The organism is Mycobacterium sp. 852002-51961_SCH5331710 (assembly GCF_001665535.1).
Taxonomy (GTDB): domain Bacteria; phylum Actinomycetota; class Actinomycetes; order Mycobacteriales; family Mycobacteriaceae; genus Mycobacterium.
Window position 1 is genome coordinate 1 of the sequence record NZ_LZSQ01000113.1, and the last position, 14342, is coordinate 14342.

The following is a 14342-nucleotide window of genomic DNA, read 5'->3' on the forward strand; positions in this document are numbered from 1 at the left end:
CCTACACCACCCACCCCGGCAGCCGCCTGCTGTTCCCCGACCTGTGCCAACCCACCGCAGCGGCCACCACCGACACCACCACCACCGACACCGACCTCGACACCGCGCGCACCCTGAAAATGCCGCGCCGCAAACGAACCCGCGCCCAAACCCGCGACAACCACATCACCGACGAACGCCGCCGCAACCAGCCCTACGCCGACGAACGCAACAAACCCCCACCCTTCTAAGGGCCGTCGGCTGTCAGAGCGACCTCCAACTTCTCGGCGTACGAGTCGATTTCGCCGATCGCGGATTCGGCCGCATGAACGCTGACGGCGATGGTGTCGCCGATGCCGTGGACGCCGTGCGTGAGTCCCATCATCGGAGACAACGCGGGGAAACCGGCCGTGATCACCACATGCGAATCTCCGAAGCGCAGATCTGCGGGTCCTCGGTTGACGCTCGAGACGACGGTGTTCCCGGTGACCGTCGGCGAGCGCAACGTCGTATCGAATTTGTCTACGCCCCAACGTAGTAACGCGGCGGGCACCGCAGCCGAGGCGCGGCTGGCCGCGATCATCGCGGGGTGCACGGCACGCCTTCGGCGTCGCTCCAGCTCATCGACGATCCGTTCGATACGCGCGTCAAACGGCATATCCGGATACAGGTTCACGCCCACGTTGCCGAAATGGTTGTGCGCGCGGCGCTCCCCCGCCTTCGCCATCGGCACCTCCGCGCCCAACAGCGACGGGTCATCACCCAACTCCCGCAGGTGCCCGGCCAATGCCGTCGACACCGCGGCCAGCACACCAACCGTCACCGTCGGCCCCCGAATCTCCGACCGCCGCCGGACCACCGTCCGGATGCTGCGCAGCCCCTCCGGCCGCGCATTGCTCCGCAAGGCTGGACGCGAATCCGCCTGGGGCGGAACCTGTCCGGCCTCGGTATCCCGGACGAGCCGCCCATGCGCTCGCGCCGCTGCAACACCCCGCCACGGCATCCGAAGCCCCCGGAACGGCTCCGGTGCCGCGATACCCGGTACCGCCGTCTGCCGCCCGAACAACCACGCCGCCAACGCCGATGACCGCATACCGTCCCCCAGCGCATGCGCCACCTGCAGCACCACGACCGCGCCGACGGCCGCGCCGGGAATCCCCTCGACACCCGGAAAGATGTGCAGTCGCCACGCCATGTCCCGCGGATCGAGTTGGTCCGCACTCAACCCCGCCACGGTCGCCAGGCATCCCGACCAGCTGCTGCCTTCGGCGTGCGTCACAAACTGATTCGGCGCGACATCCGCCGACACCCACTGCGGATACGTCAGCGCATTGCCGTCCCGCACCCTCATTCGCAACTCGCCACAGCCGCGCGCCCGGTCAACGACTCGCGCCACGGCCGCGTCGAGATCGCCAACGAGGCCCGCGAAACCATAGAGCAGGAACTGATCACTCGGGATTTTCGCCGACATCCAATACGTCTGCGCATCCACCGTGGCCAGCCGCCGGCTCATGTCCCCCAGGCTAAGCGCTCGCCGCGCCGATGAAGTCGATGATGTGTCCGGCCACCGCCTCGGGCTGTTCGAGCTGCAGGAAGTGTCCGGCCCGTTCGACCTTGGCGACAGCGCTACCCTCCGGCAGCACCCGCTGTACCCAGTGCGCGTAATCAGCTGAGGCACAACCATCGTCGGTGCCATGCAGATACAACGTCGGCAGCTGCGGCGCGGACAACCAATGCCGATGCAGTTCGGCGTACTGCGCGGGCGGCTTGCTGTTGCGCACGGTGGCCCGGTAGTACCCGAGCGCGGCGCGCCAGTTCTCGGGCGCGCCGATCGCGTCGAGCACGTGAGCGACATCCTCGGTCGCGTCGTAACCCGGCGACCACTGCCGCCACAACCGAGGCACCACCCACGACGCGGATCGCTCTGGCAGACCCGGCAATTGGAAATACATGATGTACCAGCTCCGCAGCAGCTGCCTGGGCAACTGCGCAGCGAGTTGCATCGCTTCCGGTGTCCGCCCGAGCGGCCGGAACGCCGCGGCCAGCGGCACCGACATGATCACGGCCTTCGAGAACGGGCTGTCGGGCATCGCCGCCAGCCCCGCCCCGGCGATCGCTCCCCAGTCATGTCCGACGAACACGTCGCGGCCCGTCGGACCGGCCGCGTCGAGCACCCGCAGCGCATCGTCCATCAGCGCCCCGACGTGATAGCTGCCGTCGGACGCCGTCGACGACGGTGCGTAACCCCGCATGAACGGCGCCACCACCCGCCAACCCGCGTCGACCAACAGCGGCGCCATCTTGCGCCAGCCATACGCGGTATCGGGAAAACCGTGCAGACACAACGCGATCGGTGCGCCGACGTCACCCCAACTCAGCGCGCGCAACCGCACGCCCGGCGCTTCGACGGCGATGATCTCGGGTTCGGCCGCCACGGCCTCTACACCGGGTCGAACTTCGAGATGAGCCAGCGGTCGTCGATCTTCTCCAGCGTCACCCGCACAGAGGAAGCCGTATCCGTCGGAGCATCCTGGCCGACGACCACGGTCTGGTTGACGAACACCAGCACGACGGCCTCGTTGGGATCGGCCGACACCGATGCCGCCGCCGGCACCGACGCCACCGCGGAGATCTGCTTCTGCTTCGCCCCGGGGATCACGATGTCGTTGATGAGCCCGGTGTAGGACTCCTCGAACTCACCGGTCAGCAGCGACCGTGCGTCGTTGAGTTGTTGTTCGACGGTGTCCGGTTTGTACGAGAGCATCGCCACCGTGCTGTCCTTAGCGACCTGTACCGTTTCGGCGCGCGCCACGTCTGAATTGCGCACCGAGTTGTCGATCCACTTCAGATAGCCCGCCCCGGCCGCCAACAGCAGCGCAAGCGCGGGCAGCACGCCGAACGCGACGACGCGGGCCCAGTTGACGCGCCGCTTGGGGGCGGCCTCCGCGGACTCGGTGGTCTCCTCCGCGGCGGTGGTCTCCTCAGCAGCCGTCGTCTCCGCGGACTCGGTGGTGTCCTCGGCGGCGGCGGTGCTCCCAGTGGTGGTCTCAGCAGTCGTCTCCGCCGCAGCGGGAGCCTCGGCCGTCTCCGCCGTCGACTCCGTCAACTCGACCGCCTCGGACGTCGACTCCGTGCCCTTCTCGGCGGACTCGTCGGTGGTGGCGCCGTCGGGGTTGCGCCTCGGAAGTCGGTGTCTCTTGCTCACGGTACGAACTCCACATTCGAGATCTTGGCCTCGTCCTCGCCGGTCTTCTGCACCGTGATCCTCATCCGCCAGGACCGCGGCTGTTGCTCGGGCGCCCCGGCATTGGTCGTGTTGACGGTGACGGCCACCAGCACCCGGGCCTCGTTGTCGTCGGACGACTCGATCCCCGCCTCAGAGATCTTGCCTTCAGACTTGGACTGCGCCTGTTTGACGACCTGGACGAACGGCTGCGAACGCGCCTGGAAGTCGTCGTAGAACGTGCCGGTCGACGAATCCAGGACGCGCTGCACGTCCTCCTCGGCGTGCTCATGGCTGATCGTGGTGAGGTTCAGCGCGCCCTGCCGCCCGACCTGCAGAAACAGGTTCTGAAGATCTTCGGCCTTATGCGACTCGTACGCCCGGTATCCGAGCCAACCGGTCAGCGCGGCCAGGGCCACCACGACCACCAGGCCGACGATGGTCGCCAGCTTTACGTGCGACATCGGCTGCTTGGGCGCTGCGGGCTCGGCGTCCTCTTCTGCACTCTGCGCGGCGTCGAAATCCTCGGCGTCGCCGGTGTCTTCGGCCGTTTCGGCAGCCGGCGTCGTCGACTCGGGACCTTCGGCGGCGGCATCGACGTCGGGGGTCGACCCGCTCACGTCCTCGCCGGGAGTGGTCTCGTCTGCCATCTACGTTCCTCTGCGGCCCGCGGGCCAAGTCGTGATCGGGTACACAGGTCGGCTACAACCTACGCGCAGGACACCATAGCGTCGGAACCTGGCCGTGGAGGGGCACCACGTCCGGATCGACTGAGATTAGGTGTCAGCTTCCCGGCGGGATGAGCATCGACTGCCAGGGCCTCTCGCCCGACGCGCCGTTCGCCAGGTTCGACTGCGTGTACACCTTGCCGTCCGGTCCGACGTAGGACCCCGACGCGGGATCGTATTCGGCGGCCGTGACAGCGGGCAGCGGCGGCGTACCCGGCGGCGGAGGCGTCAGCTCGGCGAGCGGCACATCCGGCGGCACATGCGGGATGGGCTGGCCCGACAGCGTCGCGTTCGGATCGCCCTTCCAGTTGTAGCCGTCGTTGAGCGGCACGTACTGCTCGTCGCTCTCGCACATCTGCCACGTCGGCGCCCGCTTACCCGGCACTGTGACACACGGCAGGTTGCGCGCGCCGCGGACGTTGAACGGGGCATCCTGCGGCGTCCGGCAGTACAGATCACCCTTCGGCCGGTCGGGATAGTCCTCGAACACCGGCACGCGCTGCTGCTGGGGCGGCAGGAACCCCGTCGTGCAGGGCGGCGGCAGGTTCTGCGGTGGCAGCGGCAGCGGCGCAGGGAGGGCCGGGAGGATCGCGTTCAGGTTGAAGATGAGCGCATCGCCCATGTAGTCCTGCTTGGTGTTGCGCTTGTGCACGCCCACCGCCTGAGTGACCGCGGTGCCCTGCGGCAGCAACACCAGGAACTGTTCGAGGCTCGGCTGGTACTTGAGGGCGACCTCGCCGACGCTGGCCAGGTTGGCCAGCACGATCGGCAGCGTGGGTTGCAACCGGTCGAACAGCGCACGCGCCTCTTCGGCTGCGCCGGGGGTCTTTTCGAGGACGCCCGCCAACGCCGGATCCTGGCTCTGCAGCTGACTGGTGATGTCGGCGAGGTTCGCCGCCCACGCCTGGATCGAATCCGACGTCTCGGTCTGGCTGTCCAGCACCGGCTTCGACTCGTCGATCAGCGTGAGCAGCGGATCGAGGTTCTTGCGGGCGTCGATGGCGAGCGTCGTACTGCCACTGACCAATCGCCGCAGTTCGGGTCCTAGGCCGCCCACCGCGACGTAGGCCTCGTCGACGACGGTCTTCAGGTTCTCCTGCGGAATGGCTTGCAGGCCGTGGGCCGTGTCGTTGAGCACCGTGTTGATGTCGGTAGGCACCCGAGCGCGGCTCGCGGGGATCACGTCGCCGTTTCTCAGCTCCGGGCCGTCCCCGCTGCGCGGAAGCAATTGGACGAACTGCTCGCCAACGGCCGACACGCTGTGCACCTCGGCCTCGAGGTCGGCGGGAATCCGGATGTCGGAGTTGAGCGACAACACCGCCTGGACGCCGGTGTCGGTGAGTTCGACGCTTTTCACCTCGCCGGCCTGCACGCCGCGATAGGTGACGTTGGCCCGCGGGTAGAGCCCGCCCGTTTCCGGCAGTTCGAGGGTGACGCGATACTGCCCCACGCCGAGCAGGTCCGGCAGCCGCATGTAGCCGAAGACCATGATCGCGAGCGCGACGGTGGCGATCATCGCGAAGATCGCGATCTGGATGAGGATCCGGCGGGTCATTCTCATGTCACGGCCCCTGATCCCAGCGATACGGCGCAACCAGCGGGTTGCCGCCCGGTGGCGGCACGTTGTGGTTGCACGGGCTGGGGAACTGTCCGATGGTGCGTCCCCACTGCAGCTCCAGCCACGTCAAGTTGCACTCGAACCGCGTCCCGGTGAAGAAGCCCGAGTCGATGCGGCTCAACGTCAGATCAAGTATCAACGTCAGGTTTGCGTAATCGCCGCGCATCCAGTTCAGCAGCGTTTCTTTCGGGAACGGGAAGGTGGGCAGGAAGCTCAGCGCGCGGGTGAGCGCAGGGCCGGCATTGGCCAGTTCCTGCAACACCACGCCCAGGTCCTTGAGCTCCTGCACGAGCGCTTCCTTGGTCTGGTTGACCGAGTCGGCGGCGAGCGCACTGAACCTGCCGAGCTGGGTCAGCGCCTCGGCGAGGTTCTCTCGCTGGTCCCGGAGTACGGCCAACGCATCGGGAATGGTCCGTAAAGCCTTGTCCACCACTGGCTTCTGCTCGGCGAACTGCCCGATCAGGTTGTTCAAACCCTCGGTGGCCTCGATGATGTCCTGCTTCTGATCGTCGAGATGGCCGATCGCGATGTCGAGCTGCTCGATCAGGCTGCGCAGGTCGTTCTCGCGGCCGGTGAAGGCGATGCTCAGCGCCTCGGTGATGTCGTGGATGTTGCCGATACCGCCGCCGTTGAGCAGCAGTGCGACCGAGGCCAAGGCCTGCTCGGTGCTGGGATACGCGCTCGACGACGACAGCGGGATCAGCGAGCCTTCCTTCAGCTTGCCTTGCGGCGCAACGTCTGTGGGCGGTGCCAGTTCGATGTGCAACGAACCCAGCAAGCTGGTCACGCCGAGCTTGGCGGTCGAATTTGCCGGCAGGTCGACGTTGCCGTTGAGCTCCATCGTCACCAACGCGTGCCAGTCCTGGCGTTGGATCTTGGTGACGTGACCGACGTTCACATCCGCGACGCGTACGCGAGAGTTCGGTTCGATGTTGTCGACGTCGGGCATCTGCGCCTGGATCGTGAACGCCCCCGGCCCAGTGCCTTCGACGCCCGGCAGCGGAACGGAGTTCAGCCCGCGCCAGTCCGAACAGCCGGACAACACCAGCGCCGACGCCGCGACGGCGACAGCTACGCGGATCAACCTGCGCCCCATCACGGCCCCATCCCAGGCGGCACCATCAGCCCGTGCAGACCGTCGGCCGGATTGGTCGTCACCGGCGCCTCCGCGGCGAGCGGCGGACCGGCCGGCGGCGGCGCGGGTTGCGCCATCGCCGACGGTGGCGGCGGAGCCTGCGCCGGAACAGGTTGCGGCGGAATGTAGTCGGGACGCAACCAGTCCTCGCTGTAGGTGAGCTCGTTCGGCCTCGTAGAGGCGCCCGAGAACACGTTCTGCATGATCGGCAGGAAGTTGTACTCGCGGTTCTTCAGGATCGGCGCCATGTACTGCACGCACAACTTCGCCGACTGTTCGGCGCCCAGCCGCGACGCCGCCTGGATCGCACCGCACAGGAAGGACAGCGGGTTGGCGAAGTTGTTGAGCATCGGCACGCTGCTGACCGCGCCCTGCGCGGGCTGCCAGATGTTCACATAATTCTGCAGCGTGTTGGGCGCGACGTGCAGGAACTGCTTGACGTCGGCCAGGCTGTCGGTCAACGCCTGGGTCACACCGGCCAACTTGTCCGACGTGGTGCCCAACGTCTCGCGGTTGTCCGCCACGAACGTCTGCACCTCGCCGACGACGTTGTTGAGATCGCGCACGGCGTTGGCGACTTCGTCGGGATTGTTGGCCAGCAGTCCCGTCACGGTCGCCAGGTTCTGGTTGAGCTGACGCATCACGTCGGTGCTGTCCTGCAACGCCGACACCAACAGCGCCAGATTCTTGACGGTGGAGAAGACGTCGGTGCTCTTGTCGCCCAGCGCCGTAACCGCCTGCGACAGTTTGATGACGGTGTCGCGGATGTTGGCGCCTTCTCCGCGCAGGTTGTCGGCGGTGGTGTTGATGAGCGATCCCAGCGGGCTCACTCCCCCGGGCTCTGTCGGCTGCAGTGTCTTGGCGAGCTTCTCCAACTGCTGCCGCACCTGGTCCCATTCGACGGGAACTGCGGTGCGGCTCTGCGGAATGACCGCGTCGTTCTTCAGCACCGGCCCTCCGGTGTAGGCGGGCGTGAGCTGGACGCTGCGCGCCGTCACGACGGAGGGCGACAGGATCGCGGCCTTCGCGTCGGCCGGGACCTTGTGCTTGCTGTCGTACCAGAACGAGATCTTGACGCGTTCGGGCTGCGGTTCGATCGACTCGATCTCGCCGACCCGCACGCCGATGATGCGGACCGCGTCGCCCGGATAGATGCCGTTGGCGTTCTCGAAGTAGGCGACGACATGTGTGCGGTTGACCCGTTCGGTGTTGCGGAACAACACGATTGCGCCGCCGGCCAGGATCACGACCAGCGCGGCGGCCAACAGGTTGCGGGCGGAGCGCGTCATTGTCCGCCCTCCGATGGTGCGAGATGGTCCACGGCGCCCGGTGCGGGCACCGCGACCGGGGACGGCGTCGGGTCAGGCGTCGACTGCAACCCGGGCGGCGCGATCGCGGGCGGTCCGGGCGGCGGTCCGCCAGGCGGCGGCGCCGGAATCGGTTCGCGGTACGGGTAGCAACCCGGACCGGGCAACGGCAGGCCCGGGAACCCACACGCACGGTCCTCGGGGTTGCCGGTGATGGCGTCGGGAACCGTCAGGCGCGGTTCGCCACCCTGACCCGTGCGCGGGAAGGGCACCGGCAGCGCGGGCGTCCCGGGCTGCCCGACCTGCGGGTCGGTGAGTTCGGAGGGCAACTTCACGTTCGGGTCCAGGCCCAGATCGGAGAACGCGGCGTCGATGAACGGCTGCAGGAACTGCCCCGGAAGCAGGTTGGCCACATAGGTTTTGAAGAACGGGCCACCGGACACCGACTCGCCGAGTGACATCGAATAGTCGGTGAGCAGCTCGAGCGACTTCTGCAGGCGTTCCTTGCGGTTGTCGATGATCGTCAGGACGCCGTTGAGCTTCTCGAGGGCCGGTTTCATGGTCTCGCGGTTCTCGGCGATGAAACCGCCCAACTGCCTGCTGAGTGCCGAGATGTTGCCCGAGACCTCATCCAGCGCCGCGCTCTGGCTCCTCAGCTCGGCCAGCAGTGCGTTGGTGTTGTTGACCAGGCTGACGATCTGGTTGCTGCGTTCGGCCAGCACCGTGGTGGCCTTGTTCGCGTTGCCCAGCAAGCCGCGAAGTTGCTCATCGCGCTGGTTCAGCGTGTCGGAGAACCGCGCCACGCCTTCGATCGCGACGCGCAGTTCTGGCGGCGTCTCGGAGAACGTGTCGGCCAAGACGCGCAGCGAATCGGACAACTGGTTGGTGTTCAGGCCGCTGATCGCCATCGCCAACTCGCCCAACGCATCCGGCAGTTCGTACGGCGCCGTCGTGCGGTCGAGGGGAATCGTGCCCTCCTGTCGCCCTTCACCGCGCGACGTGACCTCGAGGATCTTCGTGCCCAGCAGACCCTGGGTCTTGATCGCCGCCTCGGTGCGCTCACCGATTCGGATGTGCTTGGCGACGGTGAATTTCACCAGCGCGCGCGACCCGTCCAGCTCGATCGACTGGACCTGGCCCACCTCGAAACCGGAAACCTGAACGGCCTCACCGGGTTCCAGCCCGCCCACTTCGGAAAAATAGGCCGAGTACTCGTTGCCCTTCAGGAACGGCAGCCGCTGGTAGTTCAGCGACCCCAGCACGATGGCGATCGTCAACGCCAGACCGACGGCGCCGATGACCAATTGGTTGCGTTCGGAGAAAGGCCTCATCGCGGCGCACACCTCCCCGTGGACTGCCCGGCGACCTTCACGTATACCGGCTGACCGCCCTTACCGTTGAGCTTGAGCACGATGTCACAGAGATAGAACGTGAAGAAGTCACCGTAGATGCCTTGTCGCGCAAGCGCCTGATATGCATCCGGCAACGTGTTGAGCAGGTTGTCGAAGTACTCGTGGTCGGCCACCACGATTCCCGCGGCGCGGTCCGTCTCCTGGATCGTCTTTGAGAACGGCGGGCGGGCTTCGGCGAGAAGGTCGGTGATGGTCGCGGCCGCGGCGTTGGTGTACGCCAACCCGTTGCTGATGTCCTGTTTGCGCCCCTGCAGCGTCGCGACGAGTTCCGACAGCGCGTCGACGGCCTTTGCGAACTGGTCGCTCTGGTCGCCGAGCGATCCCAGCACGACGTTGAGGTTGACGAGGACCTCACCGATAAGCCGGTCACGGTCGGCCAGCGTTGTCGTCAGCGCCGCAGTCTGGGACAGGAACGAATTGATCGTCCCGCCTTGGCCCTGCAACGCCTGAATCAGCTGGCCGGACAACGCATTGACCTGATCGGGGTCCAGCGCCCGGAACAGCGGGCGGAACCCACCGATCAGGGCGTCGAGGTCGAGCGCTGGCGACGTGCGGGCCAGCGGGATCGTGCCGCCCGGCGCGAGCTTCTTGACTCCGCCTGCCCCCTCCTCGAGCGCGAGGTAACGGCCGCCGATCAGGTCGTCATAGCGGATGACCGCCCTGCTGCCCTCGGTCAGCACCACCGACTCGTCGGCGGTGAACTCCACCCGTGCCGTCGTATCCGGTTGTATCTCAACCTTTTTGACCCTGCCGACCTCGACACCGGCGATGCGGACGAAGTCACCGTTCTCCAGTCCCGTGACGTTGGTGAACTCGGCCACGTAGCTGTTGGTGACCTCCCCGAAGCGCATCTGCCCGAAGACCGCGAACAGCCCGAACACGCCGAGCACGCACACCCCCAGGAACGCGGCGAGACGCAGTGCGTCCCGTCGAACCCTGGCGTTCACGCTCGACATGGCGTCTTACCTCTCATCGCGTCGTGGATCATCCGAACGGGGGGCCCGGCCGGGCCGGGATGGGCAACGGTGTCGGCGGCAGCGGCGTGGGCTGCATCTGCGCCGGCGAATGGACGATGAACGGCTCCGATCCCGGGGTGGCGCCAGGATCGCGGGGCGCCATCGGCGGCGGCGCCGCGGGCAGACCCGGCCACAGCGGGGTGCCGTCGTCGGCGTACAGGTCCGCGCCGTAAGCGGGGGCGCCCGGATACGGGATCGGACCAGGCGCGGGTCCTCCGAACAGGTTGCGCACGCTCGGCGGTTCGGGTACGGCGCGGGTGACCGGGAGGTAGTTGGCATAGCCCGGGAACCCGATACCCGGGTTCGGGCGCCAGTCGAGTCCGGTGCCGAATCCGGTGTTGGTGACCAGGTTTCGCACCGGCCAGTTCTTTGCGACGTCGGGCAGCGAGCCGCAGCTGGGCTTGCCTCCCGGCCCGCCCTTGGCGCCGATCACCGGCAGGTGGTTGGGGTACTTGTACGAATCGTCACCCAGCGTCAGGCCCACGTCGAGCACCAAAGTCCGGCCGTTGCCACCCGGTGCGTCGTACCCGCCGGTGTCCAACAACGTCTTTGCGCCGGTCAGCAGGCAGGTGTACTCCGGGCTGTATTTGAACAGAAGGTTCGTCGTCGGCTCGAGAACGTTGATCGCCTTGATGAGGTTCTGCTGGTTCGGCGCCAGCAGGTTGATACCGCTGTTCGAGAACCCGATGGTGGCCAGCAGCAACGCATCCAGTTGGCTGGCGCGCGCGGTCACCGTGGCGCTGGTGGTGCTGGCCGCGTCGAGAGTGGTCACGAGGTCCTGGGCGGCAGCGCTGTAGGTGTTGTTGAAGTCCCGCAGTGCCCGCAAGTCCTGAGTGATCGTCTCGTTGCGCGGGTTGAGTTCCAGCAGAACCTGATTCGCATCCGTGGTGGCCTGGCCGATCCGCTCACCCTGTCCGCGCACGCCCTCGGCCAGCGCGTAGAGGGTGCTGTTGAGTTTGGCGGGGTCCACCTGCTCGAGCACGTCGACCACGTTCTGGAACACCGTGTTGGCCTCGACGGTGACGTTGCGTGACACGATCACCTGACCGGGTTCGAGCCGCTGCCTGCTGGGGTCGCTGGGATAGATCAGGTCGACGAACTTGGCGCCGAAGACCGTCGTCGCCCTGATCTGCGCCTCGACGTTGGCGGGAATGAATTCGAGTTTGTCCCTGTCGATCTCGAGCTTCAGCGCCACCGGTTCGGAGCCGCCCTCGATCGCGGCGACCCGGCCGACCTGCACGCCGCGCAACTTGACCTTCGCGTTGGTCTCCATCACCAGACCCGAGCGTTCGGAGGTCAACGTGACGGTCTCGGTCTTCCTGAACGAGCCGACGAACAGCGCGTATGTCAGCCACAGCGCCACCACGATCAATATCGCGAGGATCAATGTCCACCAGGCGGGGTGCAGGCCTTCTCGATCGTCCATCGTCACCCGGCCAGGTTGAAGTTGCCGGACTGGCCGTACACCGCGAGCGAGAGCATGACGAGGACGAAGGCGGCGACGATCAACGACGTACGCACCGCACGCCCCACGGCCTCCCCCACACCGGCGGGCCCGCCGCGCGCGGTGAACCCGTAATAGGTGTGCACGAGCATGATCACCACCGACAACGCAATGCATTGACCGAACGACCACATCAGGTCGGTGGGGTTGAGGAACGTCCGGAAGTAGTGGTCATACACGCCGGTCGACTGTCCGTAGATCACCGTGGTTCCGAACCGCGCCGCCCAGAACGCCATCAGCACGCCAACGCAGTACAGGGGGATCACGACGAGGAAGCCCGCGATGACACGGGTCGAGGCGAGGAACGCGATGCTGCGGATGCCCATCACCTCGAGGGCATCGATCTCCTCATTGATGCGCATGGCGCCGAGTTGCGCGGTGGCTCCGGCACCGATGGTGGCGGACAACGCGATCGCGGTGGTGGCCGGTGCGATCAAGCGCACGTTGAAGTAGGCCGAGACGAACCCCGTCAGGGCCTCGACGCCGAGTTCGGAAAAGTCGCTGTAGCCCTGCACGGCCACCAAAGCGCCAGTGGTCACCGTCAGGAAGCCGACGATGGCGACCGTGCCGCCGATGATGATGAGTGCGCCGGCGCCGAGCCCCATCTCGGCGATGATCCGAACCAGTTCCACCCGGTAGTGGAGCAGGACGTAATGCATGTTGCGCAGCGTGCGGCCGTAGAACTTGGTCTGCATGCCGATGCGGTTCCACGGATCCGCCACGCTGCGGAACCGGCTCTTGAGCCAGGGGAACTGAGAATGCGGCCGAGAGACGGTCATTGCGTGATTCTGATCGCCACGGCTGTTGCGACGATGTTGATCGCGAACAGCGCCATGAATGTGAACACCACGGTTTCGTTCACCGCGTTACCGACCCCGGCCGGTCCGCCGCGCACGGAAATCCCTTTGTAGCAGGCGATCAGGCCGGCCGAGAGGCCGAACAACGCCGCCTTCACCAGCGCGATGATCACGTCGGTGGCGCCGATGATCAGGGTGAGGCCGGCGGCGAACGCACCGGGCGAGACGTTCTGGATGTAAACCACGAAGAAATACGCGCCGGCCAAGCCGACCAGAATCACCGTGGCGGACAACGCCAACGACACGATGGTGGCGGCCAGCACCCGCGGAACCACAAGCGCCTGAATGGGATCGACGCCCATCACTCGCAAGGCATCGAGTTCCTCACGAATCGTGCGGGCGCCCAGATCGGCGCACATTGCGGTGGCGCCCGCTCCGGCTACCACCAGAACCGTCACGATGGGCCCGATCTGGCGCACCGTGCCCAGAGCGGCGCCCGTACCGGAGAAGTCCGCGGCACCGATCTCTCCGAGAAGGATCGTCTCGATGAACGTCAGCAACACCGTGTAGGGGATCGTCAGCAACAGCGTCGGCACGATCGAGACGCGTGCGACAAACCACGATTGACTGATCAGTTCGCGCCATGCGAAGGGCGGCTTGAAGATAGACACCAAAGTGTCGAGCGCCATCGAATAGAAGCCGCCGAAGGCGCGCACGGGCTTGGCAATTGCGGTGGAGGCGACCATCAGTCGGGCCTTGCCCGTGTGGGGTGACCTGCCATAGGTCGTCCAACCTTCCTCGACACCAACAACCCGCGCCCGTGATGGCTGTGGCGCAAGGGTACACACGGGCGGCCGCCGGGGAACCGTATATCGGGAATTTACGGTTGAGCAACCGCCAAAGGGGCTGAGGTGAGTTTCCCCACTACAGGGCCGAAGATATCCGGCCGCGCAGGCTTGCAGGACCGCCGTCGCGTACGGAGATCATCTCCTTTCGGAGACATACTGGCCGGCCCCCAGAGCGCGCAGCGCGAAGTCGAGGACCCGGGCCTTGGCCCGTCGCAGACCGTCGTGGTCGTCGAACGTCTGGATGATCAACACGCGGCTGATGATCGCGTTGATCGCGACGGCGTCCTGCTCGGGATCGGTCAGCGGGAACGATCCGTCGCTTCGGCCGCGCCGCAGGATCTCCGCCAGCGAGCGCTCCCGGTCGGCGTGGGCCTCCTCGCGCGTCGCCCGGTAGCCCCTGGCGGCGCGCACCTCGTCGGAGTCGATCACGGTGAAATGCATCCGCATCTGGTCGTCGCGGATCAGCCCGAACATCCCCTCGATCCACGCTTCGAGCTGTTCGGCGGGGATGCCCGACTTGTCCTCGACGATCAGGTCGAGACGCCGAGCCAAAGCGCCGGTCTCCTCGCGGAGCATGGCCAGGAACAGCTCGTCCTTGGATTCGAAGTGACGGTAGAAGGCACGCGTCGACACCCCCGCACGCTGCAAAATCGCCGCGACGGGGACGGGGCCCGCGTGCGGTTGTGAGAGACAGGCATAGGCAGCCTCGATGATGCGCTCACGGTCCTGGTCGGCGAACTCCGGCTGCACGAGAGCAAAGTATATTGACGCTCTC

Annotated in this window: 13 protein-coding genes and 1 pseudogene; 1 reads left to right on the top strand and 13 read right to left on the bottom strand. The window is 66.5% G+C overall.

The features are described 5' to 3' along the window. Positions 1-230 (top strand): annotated as a pseudogene (locus tag A5752_RS27795) (HNH endonuclease signature motif containing protein); the annotation flags it as partial. Here A5752_RS27795 and A5752_RS19735 read toward each other — a convergent pair. From A5752_RS19735 to A5752_RS19795, 13 genes are all read right to left on the bottom strand, one after another. Next, a complete protein-coding gene (locus A5752_RS19735; protein WP_067089010.1) occupies positions 227-1492 on the bottom strand; it encodes a WS/DGAT domain-containing protein in 1266 nt (421 codons plus the stop codon). The pseudogene A5752_RS27795 and the gene A5752_RS19735 overlap by 4 nt on opposite strands. A gap of 10 nt (positions 1493-1502) precedes the next feature. Next, positions 1503-2414, bottom strand: a complete 912-nt coding sequence (locus A5752_RS19740; protein WP_067089014.1) for an alpha/beta fold hydrolase — start codon at positions 2412-2414, stop codon at positions 1503-1505. 5 nt (positions 2415-2419) lie between these two features. Then, a complete protein-coding gene (locus tag A5752_RS19745; RefSeq protein ID WP_231983460.1) occupies positions 2420-3184 on the bottom strand; it encodes a hypothetical protein in 765 nt (254 codons plus the stop codon). After that, on the bottom strand, positions 3181-3852 hold the full coding sequence (locus A5752_RS19750; RefSeq protein ID WP_067089016.1) for an Rv1363c family protein: 672 nt from the start codon (positions 3850-3852) through the stop codon (positions 3181-3183). Before A5752_RS19750 ends, A5752_RS19745 begins: the two co-directional genes overlap by 4 nt. A 133-nt stretch (positions 3853-3985) precedes the next feature. After that, the gene (locus tag A5752_RS19755) at positions 3986-5491 is read right to left on the bottom strand and encodes an MCE family protein (protein WP_067089019.1); all 1506 of its coding nucleotides are present in this window, start codon (positions 5489-5491) and stop codon (positions 3986-3988) included. Position 5492: 1 nt separating this feature from the next. Next, on the bottom strand, positions 5493-6644 hold the full coding sequence (locus A5752_RS19760; RefSeq protein ID WP_067089021.1) for a virulence factor Mce family protein: 1152 nt from the start codon (positions 6642-6644) through the stop codon (positions 5493-5495). Continuing rightward, entirely contained in the window at positions 6644-7972 is a 1329-nt protein-coding gene (locus tag A5752_RS19765) for an MCE family protein (protein WP_067089024.1), read from the bottom strand. The genes A5752_RS19760 and A5752_RS19765 overlap by 1 nt, the downstream gene beginning before the upstream one ends. Further along, a complete protein-coding gene (locus A5752_RS19770; RefSeq protein ID WP_067089546.1) occupies positions 7969-9321 on the bottom strand; it encodes an MCE family protein in 1353 nt (450 codons plus the stop codon). The genes A5752_RS19765 and A5752_RS19770 overlap by 4 nt, the downstream gene beginning before the upstream one ends. Beyond that, entirely contained in the window at positions 9318-10358 is a 1041-nt protein-coding gene (locus A5752_RS19775; protein ID WP_067089027.1) for a virulence factor Mce family protein, read from the bottom strand. The genes A5752_RS19770 and A5752_RS19775 overlap by 4 nt, the downstream gene beginning before the upstream one ends. Before the next feature lie 28 nt (positions 10359-10386). After that, positions 10387-11844 carry an MCE family protein gene (locus A5752_RS19780; RefSeq protein WP_067089030.1) on the bottom strand — a complete coding sequence of 486 codons (1458 nt, stop codon included), beginning with the start codon at positions 11842-11844 and terminating at the stop codon, positions 10387-10389. Positions 11845-11846: 2 nt separating this feature from the next. Continuing rightward, a complete protein-coding gene (locus A5752_RS19785) occupies positions 11847-12701 on the bottom strand; it encodes an ABC transporter permease (protein ID WP_067089033.1) in 855 nt (284 codons plus the stop codon). After that, complete coding sequence (locus A5752_RS19790) at positions 12698-13465, bottom strand: MlaE family ABC transporter permease (RefSeq protein ID WP_067089035.1); 768 nt, start codon at positions 13463-13465, stop codon at positions 12698-12700. The genes A5752_RS19785 and A5752_RS19790 overlap by 4 nt, the downstream gene beginning before the upstream one ends. 237 nt (positions 13466-13702) lie before the next feature. Beyond that, positions 13703-14317, bottom strand: coding sequence for a TetR/AcrR family transcriptional regulator (locus A5752_RS19795; protein ID WP_231983461.1), 615 nt, complete (start codon positions 14315-14317; stop codon positions 13703-13705). Positions 14318-14342 lie beyond the last annotated feature (25 nt).